Source organism: Chryseobacterium proteolyticum (assembly GCF_046591535.1).
In the GTDB taxonomy this organism is placed as follows: domain Bacteria; phylum Bacteroidota; class Bacteroidia; order Flavobacteriales; family Weeksellaceae; genus Chryseobacterium; species Chryseobacterium proteolyticum.
Window position 1 is genome coordinate 359,010 of the sequence record NZ_JBJLWK010000005.1, and the last position, 14,839, is coordinate 373,848.

The following is a 14,839-nucleotide window of genomic DNA, read 5'->3' on the forward strand; positions in this document are numbered from 1 at the left end:
TCTTAAGATAAAATGATAATGTCTATCTGTCGTTCGTTCAATCGGTTCATTAAGGTATAAATCCAGCTATATCCCGAAATTCTTTGCCAGAAATGAGAATGTGGTTTTCCAATGCAAACCGTTGTAATATTATGCTGGATCACATAATCCAAAATCCCTTTATGAACGCTGTTTTCCTTTATCCTGATTACTTTAGCCCCCATTTCCTGTGCTAAATTAAAATTATTAATTAAATATCGTTGCTTATTTAGGGCTATTTTTTCCGGATTTTCCGAAGGTTTCTGTACATATAACACTGTCCAAGGACTGTTGTAATAACTTGCCAGACGTGCTGTTTTCCGGATAATATTTTTGGCAATTTTCTCATTACTGCTTATGCAGGCGAGGAATTTTATAGGCTTAAAGTTTTCAGTTTTAATTTCTGTTTCTACCTTTCGTTCAACATGGGTAGCAACTTCTTTTAAGGAAAGTTCCCGGAGCTGAAGAATATGTCCGCTTTGAAAGAAATTGTTCAGTGCTGTCTGAATTTTATCTTTTTTATAGATCTTTCCTTCTTTCAACCGCGTGAGAAGCTCATCAGCCGTTAGGTCTATATTCACAACTTCATCAGCAAGGGCTAGAACTTTATCCGGAACACGCTCAGTAACCTCCACACCGGTAATCTTTTTTACCTCTTCGTTCAGGCTCTCAATATGCTGGATGTTCATTGCGCTGATGACATTGATCCCATTATCAAGAATTTCAAGGACGTCCTGCCATCTTTTCTTATTTTTTGAACCTTCAACATTTGTATGAGCCAGCTCATCGACAAGAACCACTTCCGGATGCTCATTAATAATAGCCTGAAGATCCATTTCTTCAAGATTTTTACCCTTGTAGAAGACAGATCTTCTTGCTATTTCAGGAATGCCATCAACCAATGCCACGGTTTCTTCCCGACCGTGGGTCTCAATATAACCAATCTTTACATCAATACCATTTCGTAACAGGGCATGAGCTTCCTGAAGCATTCGGAAGGTTTTTCCCACACCAGCACTCATTCCAATATAGATCTTGAATTTTCCCTTTTTGGATTTTTGAATCAGTTCTAAAAATTGTTTTGCTGAAGACATTGATTTTATTCTTTTTAATTTGATTTTAAACACTTTTTATGTGATTAAATGATATTATTAAAACCAGGCTGCAAGGCTTGCTGTAATGAAAAAATTACCTTGTTGCATTTCATTATTCTTTACAAAGATCGCATCCTTAGAGGTAAAGCCTCTGGCTTCTGTACGGAAGACGACGTTTTTTAAAATGGCATAATCAACATTCACAGAATACCCAAAGGTTTGAAATCCGTTTGGTGTTTTTGTATTGATAATGACCCCGTTTTTATCATTATAATATTCTAATCTTCCACCTAAGGTCCACTTATTGTCAAGCTGATATTTCACGAGGACATTAGGAGTATACCAGATATTATATTGATCACTTCCTTTTGATTTCTGTTCCGCACCGATATCAAAACCTATTACGGTAGAAAACTGTTCTGTCACCTGGAAAATCCCATGTAGGTCATGGAAGTAACGCATTCTTTTATCGTCTTTTGGCTTATCATTTCCTATAAATGAACTGCTGTTTAGTGTTATTTTATCATTAGGTTTGAAGGTTAGCTGATGTCCGAAAGAAATGGTTTGATTTCCCTCCGGCTTCGCTATCCTCTGCCATCCGTTCAATATCAATCCGCTTAAAAACCATTTTCCACTATCTGAAGTGTAAGAAATTTTGGCACCGGTTTCAAAATAAGGGGAGTTTTCAGCGGCTAGACTTCTGGTCAGATTGATGTTGTCTTTTCCTATTGCGCTTTCCCATCCGATATGAGAGGGCATTATCCCCGCATCGATCCATAAATTTTTATTTTTTGAAATTTTAATTCCAATATTTGCTTCATTTACATAACGTAAGGCGTTCTGTTCTGCTGCCATATTATCTTGTGCATAAGTTCCTGCCATCAAGGCAAAATTGGCACGGACATGATCACTTTCGTAAGAAGCTTTTACCAAACCTAAGTTAAGGTTTACTTCGTTATGTCTGTTGTAGGAATACAAGAAATTTTGGCGAAGATGATTACTGGGTTCATTGAAATCATAAGTGTAAAACAGTTCTGCATAAGCAGAAAATTTTACTTTAGGACTCAGTTTCATTGAATCTGAAGATTGTGCTTTCGGAAAAAAAATTCCTAATAGTATCCCAACAACAATATATTTTTTCATGTGGTTTTAATAGTTAAATGATATTATTACAATCTGAACATTACAGCGAGTGTAAATCTGCTGTCAGACTTTCTCAGATCCGGTCTCCATGATTCTATGGGAGTATCTATCCATCCATCCGGACTGGTTGTTCCTTCTCTTCCGGCAAAATAGGGGATGTTGCTTTTTCTGAAGCCATATTCTAATCTGAAGGTCACAAACTGATTAGGCATGATGTCTATTGTTGCTGTTCCCTGAAACATTTTAAGTTTTTCTCCTGATGCAATTGCATCGTTGAAATCATTCTGAGCAACAGGAGAAGGTGAAAATGCTAAATAAGCTCCCGGATTCGAAACCGCATCCGCTCTTAAAGTTAAAGCAATTTTATTATGGTGAAACCAGAGTCTGTTAGCAACAGAAGTACCAATCATATAATTGTCCCTGGCCTTTATACCGCCTCCACTTTGAAACCCGTAATGGTTATTGATACTGAATGCTGCCTGTGATAAGCCTTTGCTTTCTTTATTTTTATAGTATCTGGCTACAATACTGTGGTCGTGGTGAAAACGGCGAACTCCAGGGTTGTTTCTTGTATCTTTTCCGTTAAGATAAAAATTAGCTACCAGCTGTAGATTCTCTGTAGGACGATAATAATTGGAAACCCCTAAACCAAGCCCCGTATTCCAGGAATTGTAAGTTTGCCATCCATTGAGAACCCAGATCTCAGTTTTGAATTTTTTTGAAGGATAAGCCTGAATTCTTGCTCCCTGAAAATAGAAAGGGGTAAAATCGCACACCAAACTTCTCTGGTAGTTCCAGTTTTCGCCCAGTACATAACTTTCCAAACCGATATAGCTCATGAAAATTCCGGCTTCCACATTCAAGCCGTGCATTACATTAAAGTGATAACCTGCTGCTGCTTCACGGATATATTTTAAATTACCTACGCTCGTATTTTTACCGTGATTTACAGTTCCATCAAGATCCTGAACGATAGAGCCCATTTGTCCGTATTGTAACCATAAACGGCCGATTACATTCTTATAATTGGTCTCTAAACCAATACTAGCCATATTAATGGTCACTTCATTAGAACGTCCTATAGCTGAGGAAATAGTGTGTGTGTTATCTTTTGGGCGGTTAAAATCATAATTGTAATAAGCGTCCACATAGGTTACACCTGTAAGTATAGTTTCTCCATCTTTGTCTTTTAGGGTTAAAGGAAAATCGGTTTGACGATTCTGACCGTTGATCCACGTCAGGTCATATCCATCAAAAGGAATTCTTGATTCCGTTTTTGTGATTAATGAATCTTTGGGTTTGCCAAGAAGGGAATCTTTTTTTATTTCCTGGCCGTTGATTTGGCTCAAAGCAGTAAGTCCTAAGAAACATGCTGCATGAAAAGTTTTTGATTTCATTATAAATATTGATAATAATGTGTTGCAGTAATGGTGGAAAAGGCTTTCCACTATAAAAGGGGTTAAAAAAATGAATTCTGTAAACGGTAGGAATATTTTTATGATATAGAAACGAGATCTTTTCGTAATGGGAAACTTTGATATCCGTTTAGTTAGAATTTTAGATTACAGAATTCATTATAAGCTGAGGTTCTTTTTTGATTACTAATTTTAATGTAAAGGAGATCTGCTTCTATTGTAATTTATCTAAAGCAATGTTGAGCTTCAGTACGTTGACTTTTGAAGGTCCAAAAAGTCCCAATAGGGGTTTTTCAGTATTTGTTTTAACAAGACTTTCAATTCTGGCCTCAGAAAGATTTCTTTCTTTTGCCACTCTTTTTACCTGGTAAAGAGCTCCTGCTTCTGAAATATCAGGATCCAACCCGCTTCCACTGGCGGTAACAAGCTCTACAGGTACTTCTGTATCTTTCATTTCAGGATTCTGCATTTTTATAGTATCGATTCTCTTTTGAACTGTTTCCAGATACTCCTTATTACTTGGGCCTTTATTGCTTCCGGCACTCCCCGCGGCATTATAATTAGCTGCGGATGGACGGCTGTGGAAATATTTTGGCGACTTGAACTCCTGTCCGATATTAGCGTAGAACTTCTGGTCCCGATAAGTAATGGTTTCTGCATTTCCCTGTGTAGGAAGTAATTTTGAACCTATCAATACAAAAAGTAAATAAAAGCCCGTACAAACCAGCATGACGAATGTTAATTTTAATGCTGAAATAAAATAAATTTTCATTGTTTTAAATTTTAAAAGAATAAACTGATAAACAGATCAATAAGTTTTATTCCGATGAATGGAACGATTACACCTCCTAAACCGTAGATCAAAAGATTTCTCCTGAGCAATGCACTCGCACCAATGGGTTTATAAGCTACTCCTTTCAGTGCCAGTGGAATTAGTGCAGGAATGATAACCGCATTGAAAATGATTGCTGATAATATCGCAGATTCAGGGCTATGAAGATTCATGATATTCAACTTCTGAAGAGCTGGAATAAAAGTGATAAACAAAGCCGGGATGATGGCAAAATATTTAGCAACGTCATTCGCAATACTGAAAGTGGTAAGGGTTCCACGGGTCATTAATAATTGTTTTCCGATCTCTACAATTTCAATCAGCTTCGTAGGGTCATTATCAAGATCTACCATGTTTCCCGCTTCTTTCGCTGCTTGTGTCCCACTGTTCATGGCAACACCTACATCTGCCTGAGCTAAAGCCGGTGCATCATTTGTTCCATCTCCCATCATCGCAACCAGTTTTCCGGACTGCTGTTCTTTTTTGATGTAGTTCATTTTATCCTCAGGTTTAGCTTCAGCGATAAAATCATCAACACCTGCCTTTTCTGCAATAAACTTGGCCGTTAAAGGATTATCTCCGGTTACCATTACGGTTTTTACACCCATTTTTCTTAAACGCTGAAAACGTTCCTGGATTCCTGTTTTAATGATATCCTGTAGTTCAATTACTCCCCATACTTTCTCGTTAACCGAAACCACCAAAGGAGTTCCTCCGTTTTCAGAAATTTTAGTGGTTGCATCCTGAGTTTCCTGAGGAAAGATATTTCCTGCTTTTTCGGTTAATTTTTTAATCGTATCGTAAGCTCCTTTTCGGATACGTGTATCTTCGAAATCAATCCCTGACGTCCTTGTCTCTGCCGTAAAATCGATATAAGTAGGGCTGGAGACAATCAGGTCCTGAGGCTGTAGTTCACTCAGCTCAATAATTGATTTCCCTTCCGGTGTTTCATCCGCTACAGAACTTAAAGCTGCCGCTTTAATAAACTCATCAAGTTGTATGTTATTGGCAGGATGAAACTGGGTTGCTTTACGGTTCCCAATGGTGATGGTACCTGTTTTATCCAGAAGCAGAACGTCAATATCTCCAGCTGTTTCTACAGCTTTACCACTTTTGGTAATCACATTCGCTCTTAAAGCTCGGTCCATCCCGGCGATACCGATTGCAGAAAGCAAACCTCCAATTGTTGTCGGGATCAAACAAACGAAAAGGGATATAAATGCCGCAATAGTAATTGGGGTTTGCGCATAGTCTGCAAAGGGTTTTAAAGTAAGGGTGACGATTATAAAAGTAAGGGTGAACCCGGCTAAAAGTATGGTTAATGCGATTTCATTAGGTGTTTTTTGTCTGGATGCACCCTCAACAAGGGCAATCATTTTATCAAGAAAAGATTCACCGGGTTTTGTGGTTACTTTCACTTTGATACGGTCTGAAAGTACTTTGGTACCTCCGGTTACAGAGCTTTTATCACCACCTGCTTCACGAATGACCGGGGCACTTTCCCCAGTAATGGCTGACTCATCAATTGTTGCGAGCCCTTCGATGATTTCACCATCCATAGGAATCTGATCACCCGCTTCACAAAGGAAGATATCTCCTAACTTCATTTCAGCAGACATTTTTAATGTAGTGTCTACCTGGAATCCGGGCTTGTTGTCAACAATTAATTTAGCAGGAGTTTCTTCACGCGTTTTTCGAAGGGTATCAGCCTGGGCTTTTCCTCTTGCCTCAGCAATGGCTTCAGCAAAGTTGGCAAACAATACGGTGAAGAATAAAATGATAAATACTAAAAAATTATATAAGAAGCTACCCTGTGTTTTATCACCCGTTAAGCTGAATAAGCTTACGATGAGCATAACGACGGTTCCGACTTCTACCAGAAACATCACTGGATTTTTAAACATAATTTTCGGATTCAGTTTTACGAAAGACTGTTTGATAGCCTCATTGACCAAATCTTTTTGAAATAATGTTTGTGATTGATTTTTCATTGTTGAAAAGAATTATATAATTGTTAATCAAGAGGAACCATTAAGGTTGTTAAAATATAAGGTGAGGTATGGATAATATTATTCAAGTGAATGTTTCTATGATATCAGACTAGTTTGAATTTCCTTGATTTCAGATCCTTAATGGTCCTGTTGATTTTTACTTGGTAGTGTTCACGTTTATTTAGAAAAGTACTGGATTTGCTCTGCAATAGGTCCGAGTGTCAATGCAGGAAAGAAAGATAATGCTGCTATCAAAAGTATCACTGCGAGAGTCATAAATCCGAAAGTTGCAGTATCTGTTTTTAAAGTACCGGCACTTTCGGGAATATATTTCTTCTGAGCCAGGTATCCTGCAATAGCGATAGGACCGATAATAGGTATAAACCTTGAAAGCAGCAGTACGATTCCTGTAGAGATATTCCACCACGGAGTATTATCGCCTAATCCTTCAAACCCTGATCCGTTGTTGGCAGATGAAGAAGTGAATTCATATAGCATTTCACTGAAGCCATGGAATCCCGGGTTATTCAGCGTTTTGGCTCCGAACTCAGGGAAATAAGCCGTTAATGCTGTTCCCACAAGAATTAAAAACGGGTGAAACAAAGCCACAATCATCGCAATTTTCATTTCTTTGGCTTCGATTTTTTTACCCAAAAACTCGGGTGTTCTTCCCACCATTAATCCACTAATGAATACAGCCAGAATAATAAAAATGAAATAGTTTAAAATTCCGACACCACAACCTCCGTAAAAACAGTTGATCATCATAGCAAGAAGCTGATTCATTCCTGAAAGAGGCATCATACTGTCATGCATTGCATTGACTGAGCCTGTAGAAATAACAGTTGTAGCAATACTCCAATATCCCGAAGCAGCACTTCCAAAACGTATTTCTTTGCCCTCCATTGCACCTAACTGATGATCAGCACCCATCTGTGTGATTAGTGGATTTCCATGGATTTCATTTAAAATGGTAGGAGTGGCCAATGCCAGAAAGCCTATGGTCATTACTGAAAATATCGTCCATGAAAGTCTTTTCTTTTTTAAATAAAATCCCAATGCGAATACCAAAGCGAATGGAATGATCATCTGAGTGACCATTTCTGTCATATTAGTTAAGTAATTAGGATTTTCAAGAGGATGTGCCGAATTGGTTCCAAAGAAGCCTCCACCATTCGTTCCCAAATGCTTGATGGCAATAAAAGCCGCAGCGGGACCCCTGGAGATATCAACTTTTTGTCCTTCCAGAGTAGTGATGTGATCTTTTCCTTCAAAAGTCATCGGACTTCCGTTGGCAGAAAGAATCAGAGCAACAACAATACTTATTGGGATCAGGATTCTGATCATGGATTTAGTAAAAAAATCAAAGAAGTTTCCCAATTCTATTGTTGTCTTTTCTTTAAATGCTTTGAAAAGTACGGCCATAGCAGCCATTCCGGTTGCAGCAGTTACAAATTGAAGAAACATTAAATACAGCTGGCTTAAATAACTGACACCCGTTTCCCCTGAATAATGCTGAAGGTTACAGTTGACTAAAAATGATATTGCCGTATTAAAAGCAAGATCGGGAGACATATTAGGGTTTCCGTCGGGATTTAAAGGAAGCCAGGATTGATTGAGTAAAATGAAAAATCCAATAATCAACCAAACCAGATTGATACTCAACATGGCAAACATATTTTGCTTCCATGTCATTTGACGGTTAGGGTTAATTCCGGATATTTTATAAATTAATTTTTCAATGGGCTGGAAAACAGGATCCAAAAAGGTTTTTTTATGGCCATAAACATTAGCAATATATTTTCCTAAAAATATTCCTATTACCAATGTGATAACAAACATCGCTATGATGCCTAAAATTTCTGTGTTCATGATAGATTAAAATTTTTCTGGTTTTATAAGAACATAGCAGATATACACGAAGGCCAGTATTGAAAGAAAAAACAAACTCCACATAGCTTTATATTTTATCAAAAAATTCAACGGACTTATACAATAGCCAAAATAAAATGGCGCTCAGGACTAATAAAATTATCAACATCATCTTATCATAATTAAGGTTAAAAGGGTAAACAGTACATAAGACACGATCAGGAAGCTGAACTTCGAATGACGCCGTGTTTTGAATGTTTTTTTTTGAAATAGTCATTTTAAAATATTTATTATGTTATCCCTAATGCCAAAAAAGAATCCATTCTTTTGTTTTTTACTTTAATGTTTTGTATTACAGTGTTTTATTGGTGTTTTGAAAAGGTGTTGAAAACAAAAAAGCCTATCAAAATGATAGGCTCTTTATTAAAATGATAGGCTCGTTTTTATCGTAATCCGTATTCTTCCAGCTTGCGGTATAATGTGGCAATACCGATTTCCAGAAGTCTTGCAGCCTCGGCTTTGTTTCCTTTAGTATAATGTAAAACTTTTTGTATATGTTCTTTTTCTAGGGAACGGATGCTTAAAGAATCCTTATCACCGGTCACTTTTTCTGAGTAGTGCGGAAGGCTCTCAGCATTCAGAATATTCTCGTTCATTAATATCAAACTTCTTTCTACCGTATTTCGCAATTCGCGGATGTTCCCTTTCCAGTCATTTTTTTCCAGTGTTTTATAGTACTCGGGAGACACCTGTACAGCGCTGAGGTGCAATTTATGAGAGAACATATCAATAAAATTCTTTGCAAGAATTTTTAAGTCTTCCTTCCTTTCACGAAGAGGAGGAAGGCTAATCTCAAAGATATTCAATCTGAAAAAGAGGTCTTCTCTAAAGTTTCCTTGTTTTATTTCTTCTTCCAGGTTTCTGTTTGTAGCAGCGATCAACCTGAAATCTGACTTCGAAACCTTGGTTTCACCCATTTTAATGAATTCATGGGTTTCAAGAACACGGAGTAATTTAGCCTGAAGTTCTATAGGCATTTCTCCGATTTCATCTAAAAATAAAGTCCCGCCATTAGCTTCTTCTACCAAACCTTTTTTATCTTTTACCGCTCCCGTAAATGAACCTTGTTTATGGCCAAAAAGTTCGCTTTCAAGAATTTCTTTGCTGAATGCAGAACAGTTGATGGCAACAAAATTATTTTTCTTTCTCTCACTTCCTTCATGGATAGCGTTGGCAAAGACTTCCTTTCCTGTTCCGGTTTCCCCTGTTAAAAGTACTGTAGCATCCGTTAGAGCAACCCTTTCCGCCAATTTTTTTAGCCTCCAGGATGGCAGGTGAATGACCGATGATCTGATTAAATCCTTTTTGTGAATCCTTCTTCTGGACAATTTTAGATTTATTATCCTTTACTTTATCCAGTGCTTTATACACCAAAGGAATAATTTTATCATTATCATCACCTTTTACCAGGTAATCGTAGGCACCGTTTTTCATTGCCTGAACAGCATCCGTAATATTTCCGAAGGCAGTCATAAGAATAACTTCCTGATGCGGATATTTTGTTTTAATGGATTTTACAAGCTCAACTCCAAATGCATCCGGAAGCCGGACATCGCTTAAAACGACATCAAATTCGTATTGCTCAAGCATCGTCATGGCAGAACGGGCAGTAGAAGCTTCTTTAACATTAAAATCTTCCTGAGAAAGGATCATTCCCAAAAGTTTGAGAAGTTTAAGCTCATCATCGATGATCAGAATATTTCCGGACATGGTATAAATTTTAGGTAAAACCTGATGCAAACTTAATCAAACTTACAGATACAAACCGAATGTGAGAGATTTTATTTATTGTAAAATGTATTATTGGATAAAGTACTATATGATCCTGTCGGTAATAAATAGCCTTTTCAATTCGGCAAATTGGCAACTCAGCAATTCCACTTTTTGAATTGCCATCATAGATGTAATAATTATAAAAGTAATATGCTTTCTTTTAGTATTCCTTACATTTGTAAAGCATTCTGTTTTAATGAATGAAAATGAATTTACATATGACGGACAAAAGATACAAGGAAACAATTCATACTGATAAAAACAACTACGAATATATAACCATTACTCACGATGAAAACGGAGTCAGAATCTATACCCTTAAAAACGGATTAAAAGTATTTCTTGCCCAGAATTTTGATTCGCCAAGGATTCAGACCTATATTCCCGTAAGAACCGGAAGTAACAATGATCCTTCTGATAATACAGGGCTTGCCCATTATCTGGAGCATATGATGTTTAAAGGAACCTCAGGAATCGGAACCCAAAACTGGGAAAAAGAAAAGGTTTTGTTAGATCAGATTTCAGAATTGTACGAACATCATAAGGCGGAGGCCGATCCTGAAAAGAAGAAAGAAATCTATAAAAAAATAGATGAGGTATCCCAGAAGGCCAGTCAATATGCTATAGCGAATGAATATGATAAAGTGATCTCATCATTGGGAGCAAGCGGAACTAATGCGCATACGTGGTTTGATGAGACGGTTTATAAAAACAACATTCCCAGTAACGAGCTTGAGAAATGGCTGAAAGTTGAAAAAGAGCGATTTTCAGAAATTGTGTTACGTCTTTTTCATACCGAGCTGGAATCAGTATACGAAGAATTTAACCGGGCGCAGGATAATGACTCGAGGTTAGTAAATTATGAGCTGATGGATGCTCTTTTTCCTACCCATGCCAATGGCCAGCAAACAACCCTGGGAAAAGCCGAACATTTGAAAAATCCTTCCATGAAGGCGATTCACAAATATTTCGATGAATATTATGTTCCTAATAACTATGCCATGGTCATGGTTGGTGATCTTGACTATGAACGTACGATTCAGCTTATAGATCAATATTTCGGAACGATTCCTTATAAAGAATTACCAAAGAAAACTCCGGTGGTAGAACAGCCTCTCCGGGGAATTGTAGAAAGAACTGTAAAAAGTCCGACCACACCGAGGGTTCAGATGGCCTGGAGAACGGATAGCTATGGAACCCGGGAAGCTATGTTGGCAGATATTACTGCAAATATTATGAGTAACAGGGGAGAAGCCGGATTACTGGACCTTAATATTAATCAGACCCAACGGATGTTATGGGCACAGGCATTTTCAGTAGGATTAAAGCAATATGGATATTTTTCAATTGTAGCCGTTCCTAAAGAAACCCAATCTTTGAAAGATGCAAAGGATATGGTTTTGGAGCAGATAGAACTGATTAAAAGAGGAGAGTTTCCGGATTGGATGCTTCCGGCCATCATCAATGATTTCAAACTTCAGAGAATGAAGGCTCTTGAAACCGCTGATGGTTTGGCTACCAATCTCTATGATACCTATATAAAAGGAAGAACCTGGGAAGAGGAGCTTAATGAAATGGATGTATATGCTTCATTCACAAAACAGGATGTTCTTCATTTTGCCAATGATTTTTTTAAGGACAATTATGTTCTGATAAATAAGGAAAAAGGAGTTAATGACAAGCTGATCAGGGTTGAAAACCCCGGAATTACACCAATTAAGATTAACAGAGATGCTCAATCGGAATTTTTAAAACAGATTTTAGCGGAAAAAACGGAAGATATTCAACCTGAATTTATTGATTATGATAAAGAGATCATAACCGGACAGGTTAAGGATAAGAAACTTAGCTTTGTCAAAAACAAATATAACGATATAGCACAGGTCTATTTCATTTTCCCGCTTGGAAGCGATCATGATCGTGATCTGGCAATATCAACGCAGCTGCTCCAATATTTGGGAACTGAAGATTACGCTCCTGAAGATCTGAAGAAAGAGTTCTTCAAAATTGGTGTGAGTAATGATTTTAAAACGACCAATGATCAGTTAACGATTTCATTGAGCGGTTTGGAGGAAAACATTGAAAAAGGAATTCGCCTTCTTCAACATTGGATGTATAAAGTAAAGCCGGATCAGGAAATCTACAAACAGTTTGTAGAAACAGTTCTTGAAAACCGTGAAGCGATGAAAAAAGATAAAAACCGGATCATGACAGCTCTAACGAATTACACCAAGTTGGGCGAATTTTCCAGGTTTACAGATGTGATTTCTAAAGAGGAACTTCAAAACAGTGAAGTTGAAATATTTACGGACAGAATGAAAAGAATGTTCGCGTTTCCATACCAGATATTCTTCTACGGAAAAAATCTGGAGAATTTCAAAACGTATATTGACAATTATGTTGAGGTTTCAAGCCTTGAAATTCCGGAGCCTAAGAAATATCCCGAGCCTGAAACCGATGGGAAAGTGAATTTCATCAATTATGATATGGTACAGGTTGAAATGAGCAAAATCGGTAGAGGGCACAATATCAATAATGCTAACTTGGGTAAGATTAACGTTTTCAACGAATATTTTGGACGGGGATTGTCTTCCATTGTATTTCAGGAGATCCGGGAGAGCAAGAGCTTAGCTTATTCAGCATACGTTTCTTATGCTGCAAATTCAGAATCCGGACACCCGGATTATGTAACGACATATATTGGGACACAGCCTGATAAGCTACAGATTGCTGTAGACACGATGTCTGAACTGATGAATGAACTCCCTGAAGTGCCCATCCAATTTGAAAATGCAAAAAGTACAGCTCTGAAACAGATCGCTTCTACGAGAATTACCAGAACGAACATTTTCTTTAATACATTAAGATTAAAGAAAATCGGAATTAATCATGATTTCAGAAAAGATATGTATGAGGAAATTCAAAAGTTGGATTTTAACGGGATAAAAGAATTTTACCGGACAGAAATAAAACCCTTGCGTTTTAATACAGCTATTCTTGGTAAAAAAGAAAATCTTGATATGGACGCTGTCAATAAAATGGGGAGTTTTAAAGAAGTCAGTTTAAAAGATATTTTTGGACATTAGATATTAATATATTATACTAATCATATTAAACCCCGAAGAAATTCGGGGTTTAATATTTCATAACCTTTGATTAAAAATATAAGCTATGCTTTTCTGCATTATTGAACACTGCAGTAAAAAATTAATGGGAGCTTAACAATTTTATAATATGTAAGAAATTCTTATTTGTAAATATTGAGTCAAATTTGTCCACCGAAATATTATTGGTATTCTGTATATGGAACTGTTGCTGTATTGTCTTTGAAGATAAAATTATATAGAACGCTGGTATCAGAGAAACATTGACTATGAAAAGAAGAAAATTTTTGACAAATATTCCGCTTGCCATTTCAGGGGTACTTCTGGGAGGACCTGCAGCCAGCTTGCTGGCCGAAGCTCCGAAGGATGATATAAGCAAAAAAAAATAAACTGCTGTTTACGGTAGCTCACATTACAGACGTACACTTACCGGCAGATCCTAAAATAATGGAGCGGTTTGTAAAATGTCTTAAAGAAATCAAAAACAGGAAAGTAGATTTCTTCCTTAACACAGGAGACTCCATTATGGCTGTGGACCGGGAAAACTCTACCCGTCAGGAAGTATATGACCAGTGGAATGCCTGGGATAACTGTATGAAGGAAATTGCAGACTATGATATGTATAGTTGCGTCGGAAATCATGACATCTGGTGGGCAGGTGAAAAATCAGATGAAATGCATGGAGTTCCCTATGCGGCCAAAAGGCTTAAAATGCCTAAGCGTTATTACAGTGCTAAAAAAGAGAAATGGCATTTTATAATGTTGGATGGCAATAACTCTGGTATTACCCTGGATCCTGAACAAATGAACTGGCTGAAACAACAATTAGAAAATATTCCGCAGGGAGAATATGCATTAATTATGTCGCATTATCCTATACTTACGGTTACAGGATCCTGGGAAGGAGGGCAGCATAAAGACCATAATGCATTGAAAGACTTGTTTTATAAGCATAAAGATAAAGTGAAAGGCTGTCTTAGTGGTCATCAGCATCTCCTCGACAGAGCATGGTATAATGATGTATATTATTTCTGTAACGGAGCTATGTCAGGATTTTGGTGGGGGGGAAGGAGACAAGCGTTCCGCGAAACCTTTCTATTATCAGGAAACACCACCGGGATATGCTATATTAAAATTTTATGATGACGGCTCATTTGAGAATGAATACATAATTCATCATTATTAATATATATAATGTAAACAGAGACTGGCTTTTTAAGTCAGTCTCTGTTTTTACAGTACTTTATAAACATTCTGAAATCTGGATTGTCTTATTATTTTAATTTTCGCAATACCAATTAAAAGTTTTGTCTCCGGTAGTCAATAAGTTATGGATATTATGTTAAAAAAGTTTATCAAAAGCTTGGCCGGTATCATTAAAGTTTATACTTTTGCCCCACTGAAAACGAAAGATAGTAGGTAGCGCAGAAGAGGGTAATTATAAACGAAGATTTAAAAAAATAAATAATAATTTATTTTGAAAATTGAGAAAAGTTTGTATCTTTGCAGTCCCAATTAAGGGAGCGCGGAGTAAAAT

At 37.1% G+C, this 14,839-nt stretch carries 8 protein-coding genes and 1 pseudogene; 2 read left to right on the top strand and 7 right to left on the bottom strand.

Translation table 11 applies throughout. The features are described from left to right. Positions 1 to 2: 2 nt before the first annotated feature. The 7 genes and pseudogenes from ACJ5H0_RS19450 to ACJ5H0_RS19480 form a co-directional block, all read right to left on the bottom strand. On the bottom strand, positions 3 to 1,112 hold the full coding sequence (locus ACJ5H0_RS19450) for a sensor protein KdpD (RefSeq protein ID WP_172284147.1): 1,110 nt from the start codon (positions 1,110 to 1,112) through the stop codon (positions 3 to 5). Positions 1,113 to 1,169: 57 nt separating this feature from the next. Then, positions 1,170 to 2,255 carry a porin gene (locus ACJ5H0_RS19455; protein WP_411251584.1) on the bottom strand — a complete coding sequence of 362 codons (1,086 nt, stop codon included), beginning with the start codon at positions 2,253 to 2,255 and terminating at the stop codon, positions 1,170 to 1,172. Between the two features lie 26 nt (positions 2,256 to 2,281). Further along, complete coding sequence (locus tag ACJ5H0_RS19460; RefSeq protein ID WP_411251586.1) at positions 2,282 to 3,652, bottom strand: outer membrane beta-barrel protein; 1,371 nt, start codon at positions 3,650 to 3,652, stop codon at positions 2,282 to 2,284. A 232-nt stretch (positions 3,653 to 3,884) separates the two neighbouring features. Continuing rightward, the gene (gene kdpC / locus ACJ5H0_RS19465) at positions 3,885 to 4,442 is read right to left on the bottom strand and encodes a potassium-transporting ATPase subunit KdpC (RefSeq protein WP_273650878.1); all 558 of its coding nucleotides are present in this window, start codon (positions 4,440 to 4,442) and stop codon (positions 3,885 to 3,887) included. Between the two features lie 11 nt (positions 4,443 to 4,453). After that, the gene (kdpB, locus tag ACJ5H0_RS19470; RefSeq protein WP_411251588.1) at positions 4,454 to 6,493 is read right to left on the bottom strand and encodes a potassium-transporting ATPase subunit KdpB; all 2,040 of its coding nucleotides are present in this window, start codon (positions 6,491 to 6,493) and stop codon (positions 4,454 to 4,456) included. Between the two features lie 177 nt (positions 6,494 to 6,670). Continuing rightward, on the bottom strand, positions 6,671 to 8,365 hold the full coding sequence (kdpA, locus tag ACJ5H0_RS19475) for a potassium-transporting ATPase subunit KdpA (RefSeq protein WP_411251590.1): 1,695 nt from the start codon (positions 8,363 to 8,365) through the stop codon (positions 6,671 to 6,673). 443 nt (positions 8,366 to 8,808) lie between these two features. Then, positions 8,809 to 10,135, bottom strand: a pseudogene (locus ACJ5H0_RS19480) (sigma-54-dependent transcriptional regulator). A 281-nt stretch (positions 10,136 to 10,416) separates the two neighbouring features. Here ACJ5H0_RS19480 and ACJ5H0_RS19485 point away from each other — a divergent pair. Together ACJ5H0_RS19485 and ACJ5H0_RS19490 are read left to right on the top strand one after the other, a co-directional pair. Further along, entirely contained in the window at positions 10,417 to 13,284 is a 2,868-nt protein-coding gene (locus tag ACJ5H0_RS19485; RefSeq protein WP_411251593.1) for a M16 family metallopeptidase, read from the top strand. A gap of 465 nt (positions 13,285 to 13,749) precedes the next feature. Beyond that, complete coding sequence (locus tag ACJ5H0_RS19490) at positions 13,750 to 14,445, top strand: metallophosphoesterase family protein (protein WP_411251595.1); 696 nt, start codon at positions 13,750 to 13,752, stop codon at positions 14,443 to 14,445. Positions 14,446 to 14,839: the final 394 nt, after the last annotated feature.